The sequence below is a fragment of the Streptomyces sp. TSRI0281 genome (assembly GCF_001905125.1).
In the GTDB taxonomy this organism is placed as follows: domain Bacteria; phylum Actinomycetota; class Actinomycetes; order Streptomycetales; family Streptomycetaceae; genus Streptomyces.
In genome coordinates this window covers 346,522-365,759 of the sequence record NZ_LWLE01000035.1, presented here as the reverse complement: position 1 = coordinate 365,759, position 19,238 = coordinate 346,522, and the positions used below count along the sequence as shown (strand labels likewise).

The window sequence follows — 19,238 nt, the reverse complement described above, 5'->3', positions numbered from 1 at the left end:
AACTGAGACGCCATGGTGCGTCAGCCTCTTCGAGCATCGACACCGCATCGGGAGGCACATCATGAAGGCTCACCGCATCCAGCTCGCCATCGCCGCAGGCATGTCCGCACTGGCGCTCTTCACCGTCGGGTGCTCCGCGGACAGCGGCGCCGAGGACACCGGCTCCAACAGCTCGCAGGACGCCGGATCCAAGCAGGCAAAGGAGGCGGACTGCCTGCGCAGCAAGGGGCTGAAGGTCGAGGACGGCAAGGACGGCCAGAAGACCACCGTCACCAGTGACCTGTCCCAGGAGGCAATGGCCAAGGCGATGAAGGAGTGCGGCATCACCGGCGGCGGAGGCACCGGCGGCTCCGGGGGCGGCAAGGAGATGTCCCAGGCGGACAAGGACAAGCACGTCCGGTATGCCGAGTGCATGCGCAAGGAGGGCATTGACATGCCCGACCCGGAATTCGCGGACGGCGGTGTGCGCGGCGGCACCGTGGACCAGGGGCAGGACCAGAAGAAGTTCGCTGCGGCCGCCAAGACCTGCGCGGAAAAGGTCGGCTTCTGATGCGGCGCAGGACAGTGGTTCTCTCGGTTGCCGCGACCGCGCTGGTGGTGACCGGCGGCGGCATCGCGGCGAACACACTCGTCAAACCCGCAGATGACAGCGGTGGGCAGCAGCAGAGCCCCTCGCTCCCGCAGGCCGGCGCCGAGGTCACCAAAGGTGATCTCGACGCCGCGGTGCGGGTGCCCGGCAAGCTCGTCTTCCCGGCCGGACGCAAGGTGAGCGCCGACGCGTCCGGGGTCCTGACCTGGCTGCCCAAGAGCGGCACGGACATCTCCCGGGGCAACAAGCTCTACGAGGTGGACGCCAGGGGCGTCTATCTGATGTACGGCGCCAAGCCGATGTACCGGGAACTGAAGCACGGTGACGAGGGTGAGGATGTACGGCAGCTGAAGCAGAACCTCAAGGCGCTGGGCTACGGCGCGGTGCTCGCTGACGACGACGAGTTCACCCCCGGCACGGCCGAGGCCGTGAAGACCTGGCAGAAGGCCAGGAAGCTGAAGCAGACCGGGAAGGTGGACGCTGGGCAGATCACCTTCGCGCCCGGTCCCCTGCGGGTGGAAACGCCCGAAGCCACGATCGGTGACCGTCTGGGTCCGGGCAAGCCCGTGTACTCCTCCACGGGCGCGTCCCGTGTGGTGGAGGTCGAAATGAAGATCGCAGACGTCGGAAAGCGCAAGGTCGGTGACAGGGTGACCGTCGACCTGCCCGGCGCCGCCAAGGCCGAAGGCAGGATCGCGTCCATCGGCAACTCGGCCGAGCCCGAGGACCAGGGCGGACAGGGCAAGGGCGAGGACCCCAAAGTGAAGATCACGGTGGAGTTCGACAAACGCAGCGAGGCAGAGGGAGTCGTCGACCGGGCCCCGGTCACCGTGTCCATGTCCGGCGAACGCCGCGAGGACGTTCTCTCCGTACCGGTTGAGGCACTGCTGGCTCTGACGGGTAAGGGCTTCGGCGTTCAGGTCGTCGAGAACGGAAAGACCCGCGACGTACCGGTCACGCTCGGCCTGTTCGCCGACGGACGCGTCGAGGTCTCCGGCGGCGGCCTGAAGGCAGGCACGAAGGTCGGGGTTCCCAAATGAGTTGCCCCACAGACCCCTCGGTGCCCACCCCGTCCGCCGACCGCACGGTGCGGGACTCGGCGCCTCACACTCCGCAGGCAGCACCGGCGGTGGTCACGCTGAGTGGTGTCACCAAGGAATACCCCGGTGGCGTGACCGCCCTGCGCGGTGTGGATCTGGCCATCGGTACGGGCGAGCTACTGGCGATCGTCGGGCCCTCCGGCTCGGGCAAGTCCACCCTGCTGCACATCGTCGGCACCCTCGACCGCCCTTCCGCCGGCGTGGTGACACTGGCCGGGCACGATGTGAACCGGCTCAGCGACAAACGGCTCTCGGCGCTGCGCGCCCAGCACGTGGGCTTCGTCTTCCAGGCGTTCCATCTGGTGCCGGGCGCAAGCGCGCTGGCCAACGTGACCGAAGGACTGCGCTATGCAGGACTGAGCCACAGCGAGCGCCGACGGCGCGCCGCCACGGCACTGGAACGCGTAGGACTGGGCAACCGCATGCACCACAAGCCGCACGAGCTGTCCGGCGGCCAGAAGCAGCGCGTCGCCATCGCCCGCGCCGTCGCGGGCGAGCCGGACGTCCTGCTCGCGGACGAGCCGACCGGGGCGCTGGACTCCGCCTCCGGCCAGGCGGTGATGGAACTGCTGCACGAGCTGAACACCGACGGCGCCACCATCGCCGTCATCACCCACGACCGGGAGGTCGCCGACGCGCTGCCCCGGCGCGTCAGTATCCGCGACGGGCAGATCGTCGACGATTCCCGGCGCGATCAGGTCGCGAAGGCCGGTGCACTGTGAACCAAGCGAGCAGGAAGCTCGTCCCCGCCCGACTGACCGCCCGGGATGTGGCACAGGTCGGCTCGGCAGGACTGCGTGGGCGGCCCATGCGGGTCATCCTCTCCGCACTGGGCATCGCCATCGGCATCGCCACCATGATCGCCGTCGTGGGCATCTCATCCTCGTCCAAAGAGAAACTGATGCAGGACCTCGACAAGCTCGGCACCAACATGCTCGTGGTCAGACCGGGGCAGTCCCTGCTCACCGGTGAGTCCGCGAAACTGCCCCCGAAGGCACCGGAGATGATCGGCCGGATCGACGGCGTCGACCATGTGGCCGCCACGGGCACGATCGATGCCAACGTCTACCGCTCGGAACACATTCCAGACACCCAGACCCGCGGCATCTCCGTCCGAGCCGCCACGCAGGACCTCTTGAAGACACTGCGCGGATCGATGGCTTCGGGAACATGGCTCAACACAGCCAACAGCAAGTACCCCGCAGTGGTGCTCGGAGAGCACGCAGCGGGCCGTCTGGGGGTCACCGAGCCGGGCCAGCAGGTCTACATCAAAGGCCAGTACTTCACCGTCGTGGGAATCCTCGGTCCGCTGCCGCTGGCAGAAGAGATCAGCGCCTCCGCCCTCGTCGGCTGGGAAGCCGCCGAGAAGCTCCTGGGCTTCGACGGACACCCCACCTCGGTCTATGAACGCTCCGCTGACGACAAGGTCGATGAAGTGCGGGACCTTCTGGGGCGTACGGCCAATCCGCAGGCACCGCACGAGGTGGAAGTCTCCCAGCCCTCCGATGCCCTGGAAGCGAAAGCGGCGTCCGAAGGCGCCTTCACCAACCTGCTGCTCGGCCTGGGCGGAATCGCACTCCTGGTCGGCGGAGTCGGGGTCGCGAACACCATGATCATCTCAGTGCTCGAACGCCGCCACGAGATCGGCCTGCGCCGCTCCCTGGGCGCCACCCGCAGCCAGATCAGACTCCAGTTCGTCACCGAATCACTGCTCCTGTCCGGACTGGGCGGCGTGGCCGGCGTACTGCTCGGCTGCCTCGCCACCTGGATCTACGCCACCGCGGGCGCCATGCCCTGGGTCGTCCCACCCACCGCCATGGCCGGCGGCTTCGCCGCCACCCTCGTCATCGGCACCATCGCCGGACTGTACCCAGCGGTCAGAGCCGCCCGGCTCTCCCCCACACTGGCCCTTCACTCCGCGTGACCCACGGGGCCTGCAACGTTCGTCCGGCATGGCAAGGGGCGCCGACGGCCTGTCGAGTCGGAGCAGAGGTGGCAGCCGGACCGCACGGTGCGGCTGGTGCCCGGTCGGGTGGGCCGCATCGTCTTCTCCAGTTGCGCGAGGTGCAGGGCCCTGACGAGGGCTTCGACGTCGGCTTTCAGTTGCTGGATTCTGGCGGCGTCCGAGGCGAAGGGTGATGCGGGTGCGCGTGTTCGGCTGCTGCGGACTTCAGGCGTGCTGCGTGACGGCGGAGGCGGTCGGTAAGGGGGCCGGGGGGGCTGCTTTAGTGTCGGCTTGGTCTTCAAGGGCGGCTGCTCGGCGTGTGAGTTGGGCGGCGTGGTCGTCGGTGCGGGCGATGTTCGTGCACGACGGGCGGCACCGGTCGAGGCTCGGGCTGTCGGTGGTGTCCAGTCGGTGGGTACGCGTGCGTGTCCCGGGCCCTGTCCTCCCGGCTCGTCCTGGACCTCTGACCCCTCCGCCGACCCGGGCTGCCGCAAAGGGACTTCACGCATCCGGGAGCAGGCTCCAGGGCCCGCCCACGGGGCCCGCCCCCAGGGCCCGCCCTCAGGAGGAAGGAGGCCGCTCGCCGTGCCATGAGCGCCAGAGCGCGGCGTAGGCGCCGCCGGCCGCTACGAGAGCGTCGTGGGTGCCGAGTTCGGTGAGCCGGCCGTCCTCCATCACGGCCACCCTGTCGGCGTCGTGGGCCGTCTGCAGACGGTGTGCGATGGCGATGACGGTCCGGCCTTCGAGGACGGCGGCCAGCGCCCGTTCCGTGTGCCGGGCGGTCCTCGGGTCCAGGAGTGCGGTGGCCTCGTCGAGTATCAGCGTGTGCGGGTCGGCCAGCACCACGCGTGCCAGGGCGAGTTGTTGCGCCTGGGCGCCGTCCGGCCGGTGCCCCGCATGGCTCAGATCGGTGTCCAGCCCGTCCGGGAGTTCGGCGGCCCATTCGGCGCCGACGGCGGCGAGAGCCTCGCGCAGTTCGGCGTCCGTGGCGTGGGCGGAGGCGATCCGCAGGTTGTCCCGGACCGTTCCCAGGAACACGTGGTGTTCCTGGGTGACGAGGACGACGTGCCGGCGCAGCCGGTCGGGGTCCAGGTCGGCGACCGGTACCTGCCCCACCGTCACCGAACCGGACCGGGGTCTGTCCATGCCCGCCAGCAGCCTGCCCAGAGTGGTCTTGCCCGCGCCGGAGGGGCCGACGATCACCAGCCGCTCGCCGGGCCGGACGGTGAGGTCGACGCCGTGCAGGACGTCGCTCCCGTCGTCGTAGGCGTGGCGCACGTCGGCCACCTCGATCCGGTCGTCGGCCGGCGTGGGGGAGGGAGCGGCCGTCGGTACGGGCGCGGCCGGGCCGAGGCCTTCGACCCGGGCGAAGGAGGCACCGCTGCTCTGCAGTTGCTCCATCTGCTGAAGGATGGTGTCCAGGGGCTGGGAGAGCTGCCGCAGATACAGGGCCGAGGCGACCACCGCGCCGAGGCTCATCGTGCCGTGGTCGTGCAGCACGCCGCCGACCAGCAGAACACCGACCACGGGAAGGACGTAGGAGATGTCCACGGCAGGGAAGAGCACACTGCGGAGGAACAGTGTCCGGGTCCGGGTGGTCCGGCACTTCTCGATCTCCTCCTGGCATGCCGCCACCCGGCGCCGCTGGAGTCCGAGGGCCTCGATCGTGCGGGCGCCGGCGGCGGTGGACGCGAGTTGCTCCGCGAGAACCGAGTTGGCGGCTCCCTCGGCCAGGTACGCGGTGAGCGCCCGGCGCAGATACCAGCGGGCGGCGAACCAGATGCCGAGCAGGCCCAGCACCCCGCACGCCCCGAGCAGCGGATCGAGGGCGAAGACCGCCCCGAGGATGAACAACGCCTGGACCCCGGCGACGAGGACCTCGGGCCCGGTGTTCCGGAGGGTGGCGCCGACCGCGGCGACATCGGTGGTGCCGCGGGTCGTCAGGTCGCCCGTTCCCGCCCGCTCGACCACCGAGGCGGGCAGCGCGAGCGCCCGGTCGGCGTACTGCTCGCGAATGCGCGCCAGGGTCCGCTCGCCGAAGCGGTGTCCGAGGTAACCGGCGTATCGGGCCAGGACGAGCTGCGCCAGCGCGAAGAAGAGGATGGTGAGCGCCAGGCGGTCCACCGCGGCCACCCCGGCCCCGCCCCTGACCTCGTCGATGATGCGGCCGAGCAGCCAGGGGCCGACGAGTCCGGCACCGGCGGCCAGCGCGTTGAGGCCGATCATGGCGGCGAAGGCGCGAGCGTCCAGCCGGATCAGCCGGAGCGCTTCCCGGCGTATCCGCAGCGGCTCGGCGACGGGCAGGGCCGGGGCCGTGGGCGCGGAGCCGGCGGTCATCGCAGGGCCTTTCGGAACGGCGGGACGGTTCCGTCGCCGGTGAGGTCGTCGTCCTCGTCGTCCGCGCCGCGGGACACGAGACGGCGGTAGCCGGGCTGCCGGTCCAGGAGTTCACGATGGCTGCCGACGGCGGCGACGGAGCCGTCGACCAGGTAGTACACGATGTCCGCCTGGTCCAGCAGGAGCGGTGACGTGCTGGTGACGAGGGTGGTGCGGTCGGCCCGTGCGGTGCGCAGCCGGGTCGAGATGGCCGCCTCGGTGTGCGCGTCGACCGCGGAGGTGGGCTCGACCGCCAGGAGTACCTCGGGATCGGCCAGCAGGGCCCGGACCAGGCGGATGCGCTGCCGCTGGCCTCCGGAGAGGTTACGGCCCTGCGCGTCGACGGGTGAGTCGAGTCCGTCCGGCAGGCCGCGGACGATGTCCTGCGCCATGGCGGCGTGGAGAGCGCGGCCGATGGTTTCCTCGTCCCGGTCCCATCCGCAGATCACGTCCCGCAGCGGACCGGCGAACAGATCGGCCTCGTTGTCCGCGACCAGGATCCGCCGCCGCACCTGCGTCAGGTCGATCTCGTCGAGGCGTATCGCGCCCCAGGTCGCGGCCGACCCGGCGAACCGGCCGAGACGGTCGACCACCGCCGCGGACTCCGACGGCCGGGCGCTGACCAACGCGGTCAGCCTGCCGGGCGCCACCTCGACGCCGGACACCGGATCACGAAGCGTGGACGGCGCCCCGGGCCCGTCGCGCGTCGCCTCCTTGCCGGCGGAATCGGGCTCCAGGGCCAGGAAACGTATGACTCTGCGGGCCGCGACCAGTCCGCGGCTGAGGTCGTAGCCGCCCTCGATGAAGAACGCGACCGGCACGGCGAGCACCGCGGTGTATCCGTAGACCGCGACCAACTCGCCGACGGATATCTCTCCTTGCACGGCCATCCGGGCCGCCAGCCATGTCACGACCCCGAGGAACAGCGTGGGAAGGCCGACACCCAGGGCCTGAACCCAGCTGGTCACCGAGCCGACGCGGTAGCCCTCCGCCCGCAGCGCCCGCGAGCCGCGCCGGTAGCGCTCGGCGTACACCTCCTTGCCGCCGATGCCGTTGAGGACCCGCAGGCCCCTGACGATGTCCTCAAAACGGGAGGCGAGCCCGCCCTGCTGCTCCCGGTACGTCGCCTCGACGCGCTGCAGGCGCCCCAGCAGCGGCCCGACCGACACCGCGAGCAGCGGCACACCGAGCAGCACCACCACGGCGAGCAGTGGCGACACGGCCAACAGCAGTGCGGCCACGACGACATAGGCGAGCACCGCGCCGACGCCGGGGCCGGTGATGGTCAGCGTGCTGGCGATCACGGTGGCATCGCCGAACCCGATCGTGAGGACTTCCCCGGCCGTGACACGGCGCGGCAGCGCCCCGCCCAGCCTGGTCGCCTGCCGGACCACCACCTGCACGGAACGGAAGGCGGCGTCCAGCCGCACCCTGGTCATCGTGCGGTGTCGCATGATGGCCAGCCACGCGTTCAAGACCCCCACACCCAGCAACGCCGCCGCCCAGCCGACGAGCACGGGCCACCGGCCCGGTTCCAGGCCGTCGTCGATGGCGCGTGAGAGCAGGTACGGCGGCAGCGTCAGGCAGAGCATCCAGGCGCTGCCCAGCAGCGCACCGGCGGCGATCCGACGGCGCTGAGCGGTGATCAGCCACCACAGGTACCGCACGGCGCTGCGACAGTCCGGGGCTCCCGGATGCACGGGCGAATCCTTCTTCCACCACACGTCAGTGATCTCCGGTCGGTCGGTACGTGTCCGTCGTCCATCGAAACCCCGGGCCGGTCACCCCCCGCCCTCAGGCCAGGCTGTCGCGCCACGCGCGGTGCAGCCCCGCGAACCGGCCCGTGCCGCCGATCAGTTCGGCCGGGGCGCCGTCCTCCACGATCCGGCCGTGCTCCATCACCAGCACCCGGTCCGCGATCTCCACGGTCGACAGGCGGTGCGCGATCACCACCGCCGTACGGCCGCGCAGAACAGTGTCCATGGCCTGCTGCACCGCCCGCTCACCGGGGATGTCCAGGGAGCTGGTCGCCTCGTCGAGGATCAGCACCGCGGGGTCGGCAAGCAGGGCCCGCGCGAACGCGACCAACTGCCGCTGACCGGCGGAGATCCGGCCGCCCCGCTTGCGTACGTCCGTGTCGTACCCCTCGGGCAGACCGGCGATGAAGTCGTGCGCCCCGATGGCCCTGGCCGCGCGTTCGATGTCCTGCGGTGTCGCGTCCGGGCGGCCGATCGCGATGTTCTCCGCGACCGTCCCGGAGAACAGGAACGCCTCCTGGGTCACCATCACGACGCCCTTGCGCAACCCGGCCGTGTCGAGGTCCCGCAGGTCGACGCCGTCCAGCAGGACCCGGCCGTCCGTCGGATCGTAGAACCGGGCCAGCAGCTTGGCGAGCGTCGACTTCCCGGCACCCGTCGAGCCGACCACCGCCACGGTCTGCCCGGCGGGGATGTCCAGCCCGAAGCGGGGCAGCACCTCGCCGCCCGTACGGTAGGCGAAGCTCACCGCGTCGAAGGTGACCTCCCGGCCGGGGTGGTCGCCGGACCGCGCGGGAAGCTCCTTGGGCGCGGTCGTCTCGGGGACGGTGGGCCGCTGGGCCAGCAGACCGGCGATCTTGTCCAGCGACGCGGCGGCCGACTGGTAGGAGTTGAGGAACATCCCGAGCCGGTCGATCGGGTCGTACAGCCGCCGCAGATACAGCACCGCCGCGGCCAGTACTCCCAGGGCCAGCGTGCCGGACGCCACCCGGTAGGCGCCCCACAGCACCATCCCGGCCACCGCGGTGTTGGCGACCAGCCGGGAGCCGATGACATAGCGGGCCATCTCCAGCATCGCGTCACCGTTCGTCCGCTCGTGGCGGTGGTTGAGCGAGTCGAACACCGCGTCGTTGGTCCGTTCCCGGCGGAAGGCACGGACCGGGCGGATTCCGTTCATCGTCTCCGCGAACTTCACGATGACCGCGGCGATCGCCGTGGACCGCCTGGCGAAGACCCGGCCCGCCCGCCGCTGGTAGAGCCGCACCAGCAGATACAGCGGGACGAACGAGAACACCGCGATCGCCCCGATGCCGAGGTCCAGCCAGAGCAGCATCAGCGAGATGGAGGCGAACGAGAGGACCACGCCGATCAGTTCCTGCAGGCCCTCGCTCAGCAGCTCGCGCAGCGACTCCACGTCCGTGGTGGACCGGGAGATCAGTCGGCCCGAGGTGTAGCGCTCGTGGAAGTCGACGCTCAGGGACTGGGCGTGCCGGAAGATCCGGCCGCGCAGATCGAGCAGCACGTCCTGGTTGATCCGCGCGGCCGCCCTGATGAACGCGTACTGCAGGACTCCGGCAGCGACGGAGCAGAGCGTGTAGCCGGCCGCCACCGCGATCAACGGCCCGTAGTCGTGGTCCCGGAAGGCCGGAACACCGCTGTCGATGGCGTACGCCACCAGCAGCGGGCCCGCCTGGACGGCGGCCTGCTGGAGCAGGAGGAAGAGCGCGGCCACGACGACCCGGCCGCGCATCGGGGCGAGCAGCGAGGTCAGCAGGGTCCGGGTCGCACCGCGCGGTGCGGGCAGGTCGTCCCGGTCGAACGAGTCCCCGGAGGCCTCGGAGCCCCCGCCGGACTCCTCCGACGTCGGTGCGGCCCTGCGCGCCAGGTCGTCGTCCGTGAGCGCGTCGTCGGCGGTGGTCGTCATCGGGTGCTGCCCTCCTCGGCAGGGGTGTGCTCGGCGCCCGACATCAGCCAGGCGTACTCGGCGTTGCCGCGCAGCAGTTCCTGATGCGTGCCGACCGCGGTGATCCGGCCGTCGGAGAGCAGTGCCACCCGGTCGGCGAGCATCACGGTGGACGGCCGGTGGGCGACCACCAGCGCGGTCGTCCGCTCCAGCACGCGCCGCAGCGCCGCCTCCACCAGCGTCTCCGTGTGTACGTCCAGTGCGGAGAGCGGGTCGTCCAGCACCAGGAAGCGCGGCTCGCCGACCACGGCGCGGGCCAGCGCGAGACGCTGCCGCTGGCCGCCGGAGAGGCTGAGCCCCTGCTCGCCGACCTGGGTGTCGAGCCCCTGCGGCAGGTCGTACACGAAGTCGGCCTGAGCGACGGCGAGGGCCCGCCGCAGTTCGTCCTCGCCCGCGCCCTCGGCGCCCATCAGCACGTTCTCGCCGACCGTCGCGGAGAACAGCGTCGGCTCCTCGAACGCCACCGACACCAGCTCCCGCAGCCTCGGCCGCTCCAGCGCGGCGATGTCCTCGCCGTCCAGGGTGATCCGCCCGGCGGTCAGCTCGTGCAGCCGCGGCACCAGGGCGGTGAGCGTCGTCTTCCCGGAACCGGTGGCGCCCACCAGGGCCATCGTCTCGCCGGGCCGGATACGCAGATCGATCCGCGTCAGTACGGGTACGGAGCCGGGTCGCGCGTCGGGGTAGCGGAACTCGACACCCTCGAAGGCCATTCCACCCCGGTCGGGGGTGGTACCGGGGCCGGGGCCTCCATCGGTTGTGGCTTTGGCGTAAGCGTCGGCATGGGTATCGGCATCGGCTTCGGTGTCGGCTTCGGCTTTTGCGCTTGCTTCGGGGGCGGTCGCCCTCACCTCCGTATCGCGTTCCTCCGCCACGTCCATCACCTCGAAATACCGCTCGGTCGCGGTCGCCGACTCCTGGCTGATGGCCAGCAGGAAACCGATCGACTCGACCGGCCAGCGCAGCGCCAGAGCTGTCGAGAGGAAGGCGACGAGCGTGCCCGCCGACAGATCACCGTCGGCCACCTCGACCGTGCCGAGCACCAGTGCCGCACCGATCGCCAGCTCGGGAATGGCGGTGATGAGGGCCCAGATCCCGGCGAGCAGACGCGCCTTGCCCAACTCCGTGGCGCGCAGCCGCTGGGAGAGCGCCCGGAAGGCCAGCGCCTGGCTGCGGTGCCGGCCGAAGCCCTTGATGATGCGGATGCCGAGGACGCTCTCCTCGACCACCGTCGTCAGGTCCCCGACCTGGTCCTGGGCCTGACGTGCGACCACCGCGTACTTCGTCTCGAAGAGCGAGCACAGGATCATCAGTGGTATCGCGGGCGTCAGCAGCACCAGCCCGAGCGACCAGTCCTGGGCGAACAGAATGAGGAAACCGAGCACGATCGTGGCGCCGTTGACCAGCAGGAACGTCAGCGGGAAGGCCAGGAACATCCGCAGCAGCATCAGATCCGTGGTCCCGCGCGAGAGCAACTGCCCCGACGGCCACCGGTCGTGGAAGGCCACCGGCAGCCGTTGCAGATGGCGGTAGAGGGCGGCGCGCATCGACGCCTCCACCCCGGCCAGCGGCCGGGCCACCAGCCACCGCCGCAGCCCGAACAGCAGGGCCTCGACGATGCCCAGCAGCAGGAGATACAGCGCGCCGAGCCAGACGCCGCCCGGGTCGCGGTCCGCGACCGGGCCGTCCACCATCCACTTCAGTACGAGGGGGATAACCAGGCCCAGACAGGAGGCCAGGATGGCGACGAGAGCCGCGCTGAGCAGGCGGATCCGAACGGGGCGGACATAGGGCCACAGGCGCAGGAGGGAGCGCACGGCGGACCGTTCCGTGTGCTCGGCAGGTATTTCGGGCATCAGGGCCGACCCTACGTTTCACCACTGACATCGGTCCTGTGTATTTCTGCCCGCGCACACCCTGCACGCACGCGTAAGCACCCCATACGCACCCGGCACCACCCGCCCACGCGCCCCGAACACGCCCCGGTCCGGGGGCGGGTCGTACCCCCGCATCAACCGATCGGCCGATGCCGGTTCGAGCGTTCCGGCCGATACCGCCGAGGCCCGGCCGCCGGAATTCTTGTGGCCATGGCGATCATCGAAGTGAACGGGCTGCACAAGGCGTACGGCGGGCGGACCGTGGTCGACGCGGTGAGCTTCCACGTCGACGAGGGGGAGATCTTCGGCGTCCTCGGACCCAACGGCGCGGGCAAGACCACCACCGTCGAATGCGTGGAGGGGCTGCGCGTCCCCGACGCGGGCACGGTCCGGATCGCCGGGCTCGACCCGGTCGCCGACCACGAGCGGGTGACTCAACTGCTCGGTGCCCAGCTCCAGGAGAGCGAACTCCAGGCCAGACTCACCGTGCGCGAGGCGCTGGAGCTCTACAGCGCGTTCTACCCGTCCGCCGTCGACTGGCGGCCCCTCGTCGGGCGGCTCGGCCTGGAGGACCGGCTCACCACCCGCTTCGGGAAGCTCTCCGGCGGCCAGAAGCAGCGGCTGTTCATCGCGCTCGCCCTGATCGGCAACCCCCGGGTCGTCGTCCTCGACGAGCTGACCACCGGCCTGGACCCACGGGCCCGCCGCGACACCTGGAAGCTCATCGAGGACATCCGCGACAGCGGGGTGACCGTTCTGCTCGTCACCCACTTCATGGAGGAGGCCCAGCGCCTCTGCGACCGGATCGCGGTCATCGACAAGGGCCGCGTCGTCGCCCTGGACACCCCGTCCGGACTGGTCCGGCAGGCCACCGGGTCCACGGTCATCTCCTTCGTCCCCACCCGCGCCCTCACCGGCCCGGAACTCACCGGCCTCACCGCGCTGCCGGGCGTGGCGACCGTCGCACCGCCCGACGGCGACGGCGCGCTCGTCCTCCACGCCACCGACGACACCGTCACCCCGCTCATCTCGCTGCTGGCCGGGCTCGGCATCACCGCCCGCCGCCTGCGGATCACCGAAACCAGCCTCGACGACGCCTTCCTCGACCTCACCGGACAGGACGCCTGACATGACCACCGCGCCCACCACCCGGAACACCCCGGCTCCCGCACCCGCACCCGCCGGACCCGTCGCCCGACGCCGCAGATCGGCGGGCGCCGTCCTGAGGGCCGAGACCCGGCTGTTCCTCCGCGAACCGGGCGGCCTCTTCTGGATCCTGGCCTTCCCGTCCGTCCTCCTGGTGATCCTCGGCTTCGTCCCGGCCTTCAAGGAAGCACAGGAAGACCTCGGAGGACGCCGCGTCATCGACCTGTACGTCCCGGTCTCCGTCCTGCTCGCCCTGATCATGTCCGGGATCCAGACCATGCCCCCGGTGCTCACCACCTACCGCGAACGCGGCATCCTGCGCCGGATGTCGACGACGCCGGTACGGCCGTCCGCCCTGCTCACCGCCCAGATCGTGCTGCACGGCGCGGCGGCGCTCGGCTCGGCGGCCCTGGTCATCGCCGTCGGCCGGCTCGCCTACGGCGTCCCGCTGCCCCGGCAACTCGCCGGATACGCGCTGGCGCTGCTGCTCGCCGTCGCCGGGGTGCTGGCCCTCGGTGCCACGATCTGCTCCCTGTCCCGTACGACGAAGGCGGCCGGCGCGGTCGGGTCGGTCAGCTACCTCGTGATGATGTTCACCGCCGGGGTGTGGCTGCCGGTCCAGACAATGCCCGACACCTTGCGCCACATCGTGCAGCTCACCCCGCTCGGCGCCGCCTCCCAGGCCCTGGACCAGGCGGTCACCGGGCAGTGGCCGGGCTGGGTCCACCTCGGGGTCGTCGCCCTGTGGACCGTCCTGCTGGGCTTCACGGCGAGCCGCGTCTTCCGGTGGGAGTGACGGGGACCGGGCGCCCGGGGGAGACTGCGCGCATGACGCAGGCGCTCCGTACCCCGCACATGCCCGGAGCGGCCGTTCCCCACCGGACCGACCAGCGCTGGGAGCAGTTCTACCGGTACGGCTCCTACGCCCTTCTCACCCTCGCCACCCTGGTCGCGGCCGCCGCCGCCGACCTGTTCATGACCCGTACCGAGGCGTACGTGGCCGGGGTGCTGGCCGCCGCGGCGTACGCGCTCCAGTTCTGGTGGGGCCGCGTCCGCCCGCGTACCGCACCGGGCGCCCCGGCCGGGCAGGTCTACTACGCCCTGCGTACCGTCCTCGCCTTCGCGCTGGGCTGGCTCAACCCCTTCTTCGCGGTCTACGCGGCCCTCGGCTACTTCGACGTCGAGCCCCTGCTCCCCAAGCGCGCCGTCCGTGTCGGGCTGTTCGCCACCGCCGTCACCATGGCCGGTTCGCAGAGCGGAGGGCTGCCGCCCGCCTCCCCGCTGAACTGGGTCGCCTTCGGCGCGCTGTTCGTCCTCAACGCCGCCCTGGTCGAGTTCTTCAGCAACGTCGGGGCCCGGGAGGCGGAGAGGGCCCGGATCCAGGTCGAGACCATCGCCGAGCTGGAGCGCACCAACCTCCGGCTGGAGGAGGCGATGGCCGAGAACGCGGCCCTGCACACACAGCTCCTGGTCCAGGCCCGCGAGGCCGGGGTGGACGACGAGCGGCGCAGGCTGGCCGCCGAGATCCACGACACCCTGGCCCAGGGCCTCACCGGCATCATCGCCCAGCTCCAGGTCGTCACCTCCACCGCGGACACCGACCCGGAGACCGCCCGCGTCCACCTCGGCCGGGCCGCCGCGCTGGCCCGGCACAGCCTCGGCGAGGCCCGGCGCTCGGTCCACAATCTGGCCCCCGTCGCCCTGGAGCACGACGATCTGGTGGGCGCGCTGAAGGTTGCGGTGGCCGACTGGTCCCAACAGCGCCGGGTACGGGCCGACTTCACGGTGACCGGGACCGTCGAGCCGGTGCACGACGAGATCGCCGCCGCTCTCCTGCGCATCGCGGGCGAGGCCCTCGCCAACGCCGGGCGGCACGCCGGGGCGGGCCGGGTGGGCGTCACGCTGTCCTTCATGGGCGACGAACTCGCCCTGGACGTCCGGGACGACGGGCGCGGCTTCGAGCCGGGCGCCGTGCCCCCGGCCGGCCGCACCGGCGGATTCGGCCTCGGCGGGATGCGGGCCCGCGCCGAACGGGTCGCGGGCTCGCTGGAGGTGGAGTCGGGACCGGGCCGGGGCACGGCCGTCTCGGCGCGGGTCCCCCTGGTCCGGCAGGGCTGCTCACGCGTACCGTTCGACCTGCCATGACTGAGGAATCCGCACGCGTCATCACACTCATCGTCGTCGACGATCACCCCGTCGTACGCGACGGCCTGCGCGGCATGTTCGCGTCGGCCCCCGGCTTCCGGGTCCTGGGGGAGGCGGCGGACGGCGTCGCGGGCGTGGACCTGGCCGCCCGCCTGGACCCCGACGTCGTCCTGATGGACCTGCGGATGCCCGGCGGCGGCGGGGTCGCGGCCATCGCCGAGCTGACCCGGCGCGGCGCCCGCTCCCGGGTCCTCGTCCTCACCACGTACGACACCGACTCCGACACGCTGCCCGCGATCGAGGCGGGCGCCACCGGCTATCTGCTCAAGGACGCCCCGCGCGAGGAACTGTTCGCCGCCGTCCGGGCCGCCGCCGACGGCCGCAGCGTCCTGTCGCCCGCCATCGCCTCCCGGCTGATGACCCGGGTGCGTATCCCCGAGGCCCCCGCCGACGACTCCCTCTCCGCCCGGGAACGCGAGGTGCTGGCCCTGGTCGCGCGGGGGACCACCAACCGGGAGATCGCCGCCGAGCTGTTCATCAGCGAGGCGACCGTGAAGACCCATCTGACCCATGTCTACGCCAAGCTCGGCGCCAAGGACCGGGCCGCGGCCGTCGCCGTCGGCTACGACCGGGGCATCCTCGGCTGACCTCCCGCCCGCGCCCCGGTCCCGGCTACGCGGTCACCCGCAGCAGCAGCACCGAGCACGCCGGTACGGTCAGGGCCGTGCCGCCCGCGTGGGCCGTGCCCGGCGCGGCCGACTGGTCCTCCCGCGAGGTGTCCAGGACCAGTTCGTAGCGCGCCCCCCAGGGTGGTCCCGGCAGCTGAAAGCCGCCCGGCTCCGCCCCGGCGTGCAGGATCGTCAGGAAGCTGTCGTCGGTGACCTGCTCGCCCCGCGCGTCCCGGCCGGGAATGTCGCGGCCGGAGAGGAAGAGCCCGAGCATCGCGGCCGGTGCGTACCAGTCGGCCTCCGTCATCTCCGTACCGTCGCGGGTGAACCACGCCAGGTCCCGCAGCCCGTCCGGGGCCTGCGGGCGCCCGGAGAAGAACGCCCGGCGGCGCAGCACCGGATGGGTGTGGCGCAGCTTCAGCACCCGGGCCGTCAGTTCGGTCAGCTCCCGCCACCGGGGCTCTTCCAGCAGCGACCAGTCCAGCCAGCCGACCTCGTTGTCCTGGCAGTACGCGTTGTTGTTGCCGCCCTGCGTACGCCCCATCTCGTCGCCCGCCACCAGCATCGGTACGCCCGTGGAGAGCAGCAGCGTGGTGAGGAGGTTGCGCAGCCGGCGCAGGCGCAGGGCGTTGATCCGAGGGTCGTCGCTCTCGCCCTCGGCCCCGCTGTTCCAGGCGCGGTTGTCGTCGGTGCCGTCGCGGTTGCCCTCGCCGTTGGCCTCGTTGCGCTTGTGCTCGTAGCTCACCAGGTCGCGCAGGGTGAAGCCGTCGTGCGCGGTGACGAAGTTGACGGAGGCGTACGGCCGTCGGCCGCCCCAGGCGTACAGGTCGCTCGATCCGGTCAGCCGGTAGCCGAGGTCCCGTACGTCGGGCAGGGCGCCGCGCCAGAAGTCCCGTACGGCGTCGCGGTAGCGGTCGTTCCACTCCGTCCACAGGGGCGGGAAGGCGCCGACCTGGTAGCCGCCGTCGCCGACGTCCCACGGTTCGGCGATCAGTTTGACCCGGCGCAGCACCGGGTCCTGGGCGATCACCGCGAGGAACGGGGAGAGCATGTCGACGTCGTGCATCGAACGGGCCAGTGCCGCCGCCAGGTCGAAGCGGAAGCCGTCGACGCCCATCTCCGTCACCCAGTAGCGCAGGGAGTCCGTGATCAGCCGCAGGACGTGCGGCTGCACCACGTGCAGGGTGTTGCCGCACCCCGTGTAGTCCGCGTAGCGGCGGGCGTCGGCCTGGAGGCGGTAGTAGCCGCGGTTGTCGATGCCGCGCAGGGACAGCATCGGGCCCAGCTCGCCCGCCTCCGCCGTGTGGTTGTAGACCACGTCGAGGATGACCTCGATCCCGGCGTCGTGCAGGGCGCGCACCATCCGTTTGAACTCGCCGACCTGGCGGCCCCCCGTGCCGCTCGCCGAGTACCCGGCGTGCGGGGCGAAGTAGCCGATGGAGTTGTAGCCCCAGTAGTTGTGCAGCCCGCGCCGCAGCAGATGGTCCTCGTGCGCGAACTGGTGCACCGGCAGCAGTTCGACGGCCGTCACCCCCAGCCGTCGCAGATGCCCGATCGCCGCCGGGTGGGCGAGCCCGGCGTACGTGCCCCGCAGCTCCGGCGGGATGCCGGGGTGCAGTTTCGTGAAGCCGCGCACATGCAGCTCGTAGATGACGGTGTCCGCCCACGGGGTCTTGGGGCGCCGGTCCTCCACCCAGTCGTTGTCGTCATGGACGACGACGCCCTTGGGCACGAAGGGGGCGGAGTCCCGGTCGTCGCGCACGGTGTCGGCGACGTGCTGCTGCGGCCAGTCCCGCACATGGCCGTACACCTCGGACGGCAGGGTGAAGGAGCCGTCCACCGCCCGCGCGTACGGATCGAGGAGCAGCTTCGCCGCGTTCCAGCGGGCGCCGGTCCAGGGGTCCCAGCGGCCGTGCACCCGGTAGCCGTACCGCTGTCCCGGCCGCACACCGGGCAGGAAGCCGTGCCAGATCTCATGGGTCAGCTCGGTCAGGGAACAGCGCCGCTCGCCGCCCCGCTCGTCGAAGAGACAGAGTTCGACCGCCTCGGCGCCGCCCGCCCAGAGCGCGAAATTGGTGCCCGCCACCCCGTCCGGACCGACCCGGAAACGGGCGCCGAGCGGCATCGGCGCACCGGGCCACACGGCGGGGGCCGCCGCTCCGTCCCCGTACCCGGCCGTGCGGGGCTCCGGCTCCTGTACTGCCTCCTGCTCGGCTGCGCTCGACACCTCTCGGCCTCCCGCGGCTCGTACGGACCGGGACCGGCGGGCGGGCACGCGGCGTCCCGGCCGCGACCTCCCCCGAGCGGTCCCTCCGTGCAGTCCTCCGTGCAGTCCTCCCCCCTGTTCTGCCCAGGGCCGGGCCCGCACTCACGTTTCCCCCGACCGGCCCTGATCGTTGGGGGGACGTGAATCACGTAGCGAAGAGAGCACGGGCGGGTTCGGCCGCCGTGCTGACATGGGCAGGACTACTCACTGTGCTGGCCGTACTGGCCGGCTGCACCGACGGAATGCCGTCGGTCCTCAACGGAAAGCCGCGCACGCCGACGGACGTGATCCGGATCGTGCCCGAGGACGGTGCCAAGGACGTCGGGGCGAAGACCCGGATCGAGGTGAAGATTCCCGACGGGCGCCTGGAGAGCGTCAACGTGAGGCGGATCGAGGACGCCCGGGGGGAGGAGATCGCGGGCCGCATCTCCAAGGACGGGCTCTCCTGGATTCCGGAGGCGGACGCGGGCCGGATCGGGCTGGCCGCGAAGTACAGCGTGGACGCGGTGGCCGTGGACGGGGCGGGGCGCCGCTCGGCCCGCCACACCACCTTCACCACGGCGGTGCCCGACCACCGCTTCATCGGCTACTTCAAGCCGGAGAACCGGTCCACCGTCGGGACCGGGATGATCGTCTCCTTCTCCTTCAACCAGCCGGTCACCCACCGGGCGGCGGTGGAGAAGGCCATCAGGATCACCGCCGAACCGTCGGTGGAGGTGGTGGGCCACTGGTTCGGCAAGGACCGTCTGGACTTCCGCCCGGCCGCCTACTGGAAGCCCGGCACCGAGGTCACGGTGGACATGGGGCTGCGCGATGTGCAAGGCGCCCCCGGGGTGTACGGCAGCCAGGACAAGACGGTCGTCTTCACCGTGGGCCGTTCCCAGGTGTCCCTGGTGGACGCGGCGGAGCACACCATGGAGGTACGCCGTGACGGGGAGGTGATCAGCACCATCCCGATCTCCGCGGGTGGCCCGAAGACGACGACGTACAACGGGAAGATGGTGGTGACCGAGATGCACGACGTGACCCGGATGGACGGCCGGACGGTCGGGTTCGGCGGGGAGTACGACATCAAGGACGTCCCGCACGCCATCCGGCTCACCGAGTCCGGCACCTTCCTGCACGGCAACTACTGGGAGCCGTACGACACCTTCGGCTCCGAGAACACCAGCCACGGCTGTGTCGGCCTGCGCGATGTGAAGGGCGGCAGCGGGGACACCCCGGCGGGCTGGTTCTTCGACCGGACCCTCGTCGGGGACGTGGTCGAGGTGGTCAACTCCCGTGACAAGAAGGTCGCTCCGGACAACGGGCTCGGCGGCTGGAACCTCGACTGGAAGAAGTGGAAGGCGGGTTCGGCACTGCGCTGACACCCGTGCGGTACGGGGCCGGCGCCCGCGTCGGTCCCGGCC

Annotated in this window: 14 protein-coding genes; 9 read left to right on the top strand and 5 right to left on the bottom strand. The window is 71.5% G+C overall.

Annotated elements, in window-relative coordinates:
* Positions 1-61: 61 nt before the first annotated feature.
* The 4 genes from A6A29_RS36240 to A6A29_RS36225 are packed head-to-tail and all read left to right on the top strand — an operon-like array spanning position 62 to position 3,613.
* Complete coding sequence (locus A6A29_RS36240; RefSeq protein ID WP_073727133.1) at positions 62-550, top strand: hypothetical protein; 489 nt, start codon at positions 62-64, stop codon at positions 548-550.
* Positions 550-1,629: a peptidoglycan-binding protein gene (locus A6A29_RS36235; protein ID WP_073727131.1), complete on the top strand. Its 1,080-nt coding sequence runs from the start codon at positions 550-552 to the stop codon at positions 1,627-1,629. Before A6A29_RS36240 ends, A6A29_RS36235 begins: the two co-directional genes overlap by 1 nt.
* Positions 1,626-2,411 carry an ABC transporter ATP-binding protein gene (locus A6A29_RS36230; protein WP_079183166.1) on the top strand — a complete coding sequence of 262 codons (786 nt, stop codon included), beginning with the start codon at positions 1,626-1,628 and terminating at the stop codon, positions 2,409-2,411. The genes A6A29_RS36235 and A6A29_RS36230 overlap by 4 nt, the downstream gene beginning before the upstream one ends.
* Positions 2,408-3,613 (top strand): ABC transporter permease, encoded by a 1,206-nt coding sequence (locus tag A6A29_RS36225; protein WP_073727129.1) that lies wholly within the window; start codon positions 2,408-2,410, stop codon positions 3,611-3,613. Before A6A29_RS36230 ends, A6A29_RS36225 begins: the two co-directional genes overlap by 4 nt.
* Positions 3,614-4,195: 582 nt before the next feature.
* On the opposite strand, the gene A6A29_RS36220 is transcribed toward A6A29_RS36225, so the two are convergent.
* From A6A29_RS36220 to A6A29_RS36205, 4 genes are all read right to left on the bottom strand, one after another.
* On the bottom strand, positions 4,196-5,971 hold the full coding sequence (locus A6A29_RS36220; protein WP_073727127.1) for an ABC transporter ATP-binding protein: 1,776 nt from the start codon (positions 5,969-5,971) through the stop codon (positions 4,196-4,198).
* A complete protein-coding gene (locus tag A6A29_RS36215) occupies positions 5,968-7,602 on the bottom strand; it encodes an ABC transporter transmembrane domain-containing protein (RefSeq protein ID WP_241838782.1) in 1,635 nt (544 codons plus the stop codon). The genes A6A29_RS36220 and A6A29_RS36215 overlap by 4 nt, the downstream gene beginning before the upstream one ends.
* A gap of 202 nt (positions 7,603-7,804) precedes the next feature.
* Positions 7,805-9,691: an ABC transporter ATP-binding protein gene (locus tag A6A29_RS36210; protein WP_073727123.1), complete on the bottom strand. Its 1,887-nt coding sequence runs from the start codon at positions 9,689-9,691 to the stop codon at positions 7,805-7,807.
* Positions 9,688-11,583: an ABC transporter ATP-binding protein gene (locus A6A29_RS36205; RefSeq protein WP_073727121.1), complete on the bottom strand. Its 1,896-nt coding sequence runs from the start codon at positions 11,581-11,583 to the stop codon at positions 9,688-9,690. The genes A6A29_RS36210 and A6A29_RS36205 overlap by 4 nt, the downstream gene beginning before the upstream one ends.
* Positions 11,584-11,814: 231 nt before the next feature.
* On the opposite strand from A6A29_RS36205, the gene A6A29_RS36200 reads away from it, so the two are divergent.
* From A6A29_RS36200 to A6A29_RS36185, 4 genes are read left to right on the top strand one after another with little or no spacing between them, the layout of a single operon-like run.
* Positions 11,815-12,732, top strand: a complete 918-nt coding sequence (locus tag A6A29_RS36200) for an ABC transporter ATP-binding protein (RefSeq protein ID WP_073727119.1) — start codon at positions 11,815-11,817, stop codon at positions 12,730-12,732.
* 1 nt (position 12,733) lies between these two features.
* Positions 12,734-13,546: an ABC transporter permease gene (locus tag A6A29_RS36195; protein ID WP_073727117.1), complete on the top strand. Its 813-nt coding sequence runs from the start codon at positions 12,734-12,736 to the stop codon at positions 13,544-13,546.
* Positions 13,547-13,578: 32 nt separating this feature from the next.
* On the top strand, positions 13,579-14,895 hold the full coding sequence (locus A6A29_RS36190) for a sensor histidine kinase (RefSeq protein ID WP_073727115.1): 1,317 nt from the start codon (positions 13,579-13,581) through the stop codon (positions 14,893-14,895).
* Positions 14,892-15,542, top strand: a complete 651-nt coding sequence (locus tag A6A29_RS36185; RefSeq protein ID WP_073727113.1) for a response regulator — start codon at positions 14,892-14,894, stop codon at positions 15,540-15,542. The genes A6A29_RS36190 and A6A29_RS36185 overlap by 4 nt, the downstream gene beginning before the upstream one ends.
* Before the next feature lie 25 nt (positions 15,543-15,567).
* Here the strand turns inward: A6A29_RS36185 and glgX are convergent, their stop codons facing one another.
* On the bottom strand, positions 15,568-17,790 hold the full coding sequence (gene glgX, locus A6A29_RS36180) for a glycogen debranching protein GlgX (RefSeq protein ID WP_073727111.1): 2,223 nt from the start codon (positions 17,788-17,790) through the stop codon (positions 15,568-15,570).
* Between the two features lie 179 nt (positions 17,791-17,969).
* Here glgX and A6A29_RS36175 point away from each other — a divergent pair, with 179 nt between their 5' ends.
* A complete protein-coding gene (locus A6A29_RS36175; RefSeq protein WP_073727109.1) occupies positions 17,970-19,196 on the top strand; it encodes a L,D-transpeptidase in 1,227 nt (408 codons plus the stop codon).
* Positions 19,197-19,238: the final 42 nt, after the last annotated feature.

Excerpts from the sequence above, each read along its gene's own strand:
- A6A29_RS36240 (WP_073727133.1), top strand. The coding sequence starts at position 62 with ATGAAGGCTCACCGCATCCAGCTCGCCATCGCCGCAGGCATGTCCGCA.
- A6A29_RS36235 (WP_073727131.1), top strand. The coding sequence starts at position 550 with ATGCGGCGCAGGACAGTGGTTCTCTCGGTTGCCGCGACCGCGCTGGTG.
- A6A29_RS36230 (WP_079183166.1), top strand. The coding sequence starts at position 1,626 with ATGAGTTGCCCCACAGACCCCTCGGTGCCCACCCCGTCCGCCGACCGC.
- A6A29_RS36220 (WP_073727127.1), bottom strand. The coding sequence starts at position 5,971 with ATGACCGCCGGCTCCGCGCCCACGGCCCCGGCCCTGCCCGTCGCCGAG.
- A6A29_RS36215 (WP_241838782.1), bottom strand. The coding sequence starts at position 7,602 with ATGCTCTGCCTGACGCTGCCGCCGTACCTGCTCTCACGCGCCATCGAC.
- A6A29_RS36210 (WP_073727123.1), bottom strand. The coding sequence starts at position 9,691 with ATGACGACCACCGCCGACGACGCGCTCACGGACGACGACCTGGCGCGC.
- A6A29_RS36205 (WP_073727121.1), bottom strand. The coding sequence starts at position 11,583 with ATGCCCGAAATACCTGCCGAGCACACGGAACGGTCCGCCGTGCGCTCC.
- A6A29_RS36200 (WP_073727119.1), top strand. The coding sequence starts at position 11,815 with ATGGCGATCATCGAAGTGAACGGGCTGCACAAGGCGTACGGCGGGCGG.
- A6A29_RS36195 (WP_073727117.1), top strand. The coding sequence starts at position 12,734 with ATGACCACCGCGCCCACCACCCGGAACACCCCGGCTCCCGCACCCGCA.
- A6A29_RS36190 (WP_073727115.1), top strand. The coding sequence starts at position 13,579 with ATGACGCAGGCGCTCCGTACCCCGCACATGCCCGGAGCGGCCGTTCCC.
- A6A29_RS36185 (WP_073727113.1), top strand. The coding sequence starts at position 14,892 with ATGACTGAGGAATCCGCACGCGTCATCACACTCATCGTCGTCGACGAT.